The following is a 3236-nucleotide window of genomic DNA, read 5'->3' on the forward strand; positions in this document are numbered from 1 at the left end:
ACCCATGCCGCCCACACCGCCCGCGGTGATCCCCACCCTCCTCCAGGTGCTCGGCGCGGCGCTGAACCAGTCGATCGGTACAGATCTGGCGACGCTGCGCGACCATAACAGCGCCGTACGCGGTACGCGGGCGAACCGACGACGGCTGCTGCGCCTCGCCCCGGCCGGTGGGCCCCGGTTAGCGGACGAGAGCGTCTATGACGCCTACCGCCGCAGCCTGGCAGAGGAGACCGCCCCACCGGTGATCGAGGCGTTGCTGCGCGTCCTCGGTGGTCGGTTCGACCTGCCCCGTCCCCCGGACACCGACGCGCTGCGCACCGACGCGGCCGGACCCGTCCGGATGACGAACGCCGCGGTCAACGCCGTGGTCCAGATGCTTCCCGACCGGCTGCCGACCACGGCCGACCTCGCCGACCTGTGGCGGCTGGGCCGGCCCGCGCTCGACGCCGCCAAGGGCCTGCTGATCAACACGATCAACGAAGGGTACGTCCTCTCCCCCGAGCCGGCGGACCGGATCCGACTCGCCCGGCTCGCGGCGGCCGTGCACGGCGCCTCGCGCGCCACCATCCGGAACACCGGCACCGCAGGCACTGCGGGCACCGCGGCCCTGCGACCCGGCGTCTTCACGACGGTCGGCGAGACCCTCGGTGCGATGGCCGGGGCACCGCTGCTCGACGTCATCGCCGAGGCGGCCCGCCGCTGGTTGCGGACCGACCCGGAGGGCGACGCGGGGCAGGACGAGCTCACCGATCTCGTGGACCGGCGGTCCCCCGCGGCCCCGCCTCCGGCGGGACCAGAGACCAGGCCCGAGGGTCTCAGTCTCGGCCAGCGCCGGGCGGTGGCGGCCCGGACCCTCGCGGACTTCGTCGGGTACCTCCCGTCGACTCCCGCGGACGCCCTGATCGCCGTGCACCTGGTCGAGCGGAGCACCGGCGCCGCGGTCCTCGATCAACCGGTTGAGCTCGTCCAGATCAGCGCGGATCTACCGAACCGCCTCGATCCCGCCCGCGCGCTGGCCGAGGAGAAGGTCACAGGCCTGCAGCTGGGAAACTTCGGCGCCTTCGCGAAGTCCTCGTGGCGGGCCAACGACTGGATGTGGGGACGGCTGGACGGTGCGGGCTGGCTGGTCCGGATCATGCTGGATCCACGCCGGCTCATGATCCGCCGGGACACCGCCATCCCCGCCGTCCCCGCCGGTCACGCCCGTGCCGCGGCGCTGGCCCGCCGGGGCTGGCTGGTGGATCTGGTCGACGATCTCACCGAGGTGGCCGGCAGCCCGGCGCCACGGGAGGTACTCGACGAGCTTGGCTTTCTGACCGATCCGGACGCCCCCGTGCCGCCGAACCTGCCGGTCACGGCGACCTGGGTCGCCGCCGGCCTCCAACGGGACATCGCGGCCAAGGAGCTGGTGGGGGTCGCCGAGGCGGTGCGGCGCGACAACGAGGCCGGGGTCGATCCGCGGCCCACCGCCGACTTCCTCGCCGCCGTCGACCGGGCCCTGACCGCGGAACCAACCCGGCCCGGAACGACGACCGGACCGGGGGCCTCGGCGGCACCGGAAGCGACGGGCCCCCCGAACCTGGACGAGCCGCGCGGCGCCAAGGTCATCTCGCTGGCCGCGGCCGCGGCCGCCAGGGTCGCCGCGGGACGGACCGGTGCCCATCGGCCGGTCGGCGTCGACAGTTCGGCTCTGGCGCGCCGACCGCCCCGGCCACCCGGGCTCAGCGGCGTCCCCGTCACGCCCGGCGCGCTGCCCCCGCGAGCGGTGGACGAGGTGCTCGAGGCCTGCCGCGTCTCGGACGAACGCATCACCGACGCGGCGCAGGGCCCGATTCTGGTGACCGCCCTGGCCCAGATCGTGGCGGTGGTCGTCGCCTGGGCGGCATCGACCCGCCGGCTGCCACGGCCCCTGCGACCGGTCGCCTTCCTCGCCCGGGCCGTCACCCGTCTCGCCTTCGAGATGATCCGGGATGTCACGCACGGCCGGCGGCGGATGACGATCGCGGTGGGAACAGCGATGGTCGGCCTCGGTACGGCCGGCGGGCTGACCGGTTCGGGCATCCTCGGCGGCCTGGGGATCGTCGTCGGCCTGATCGGCCTGCTGATGATCGGACTGACCGGCTGGCGGCACCTGCCCGGAGGACTGGCGGTCGTGGGAGCCGGGCTCATCGCGGTGTTCGCGGCGGCCGGTGCCGTTCCGGTGATCCATGACCGGCTCTTCCCCTGGCTACACGACGACGTCGTGCCATACCTGGCCGATCATCCGTGGGCATGGGCGACCGTCTTCGGAGCCCTGGTGCTGCCGGCTCTCTGGTCCGTCGCCGAGGCCCTCACCACCCGCCGGGCCCGCCGCAACGGCTGATCATCCCGGTAGGCACGGCCCGGCGGTCCGCGCCACCGGCACCGGTGGCTCGGTGACGTGGTGACCCGGTTCAGGAGATGTCGGACCAGGTCAGGGTGCCCGTCGGGTCTCGAAGGCAGGACACCGGGCGGCCGGCGGAGTCCTGGACGATGCGCCCGACGTCCTCGGGGTCACAGTTCCCGCCCTCATCCGGCCGGGTCACGAGAGCCGGGGCGGGTGGCTCCGTGGACCATCGACCAATGCCGGCCGGGCCGGTCCCGCCGACGGGCGCGCAGAACAGCACAAGGCCGTTCACGGCGGTCGCGGGCGAGGTGTCCTCGGTGGGGGAACAGGCCTCTCCGACGAAGACGGAGGATGCTTGCGGAGTCGGCACCGGCGGTGACGCGACACCATCCGGGGCGGCGGAGGTTCCGGAGGGGCCCGGCGCCCGCGAGACGCCAGGCGTCGCAGCCGCGGCGGAGGCCCCGGGCGTGCCCGGGCCGCCCGGGTCCTGAGACGACGCACTCGGCATGACCACCGAGCCCGGCCGGGCGGCCGAGCCGCCGGACCCGCTCGACCCCGGATCCGAGCATCCGACGACCAGCGCGAGCAGCAGCCCCCCGGCCACGCTCAGGCCGAGACGGCCACGGCCTCGAAGACCACGGCCTCGAAGACCGCCACACACGGCGCACCTCCCGTCGCACCTCGGGAGCCGGAGTCATACCCCGGTCCAGGCCGCCCGATCTCAAGACCTGCGTTCCAGCTTAGGTAGCCTGCCGCTCACACCGTGGTCACTTGCCCGAACTGGGAGATCCGATCGTCCGCCGCCACGGGAACCAGCGTCCCGTCGGCCTCCATCTCCGCCGCGACCTGGGCCAGCCGAACGGCGGGCCGC

2 protein-coding genes are annotated in these 3236 nt (G+C 74.4%); one reads left to right on the forward strand and one right to left on the reverse strand.

From position 1 onward, the window contains the following. Positions 1-2362, forward strand: a 2362-nt coding sequence (locus ACY45C_RS04910; RefSeq protein WP_462186450.1) for a DUF3376 domain-containing protein, incomplete at its 5' end; no start/stop codon positions are given. A 70-nt stretch (positions 2363-2432) separates the two neighbouring features. Here ACY45C_RS04910 and ACY45C_RS04915 read toward each other — a convergent pair. Then, entirely contained in the window at positions 2433-3026 is a 594-nt protein-coding gene (locus ACY45C_RS04915) for a hypothetical protein (protein ID WP_462186451.1), read from the reverse strand. Positions 3027-3236: the final 210 nt, after the last annotated feature.

The organism is Frankia sp. CcWB2 (assembly GCF_977927585.1).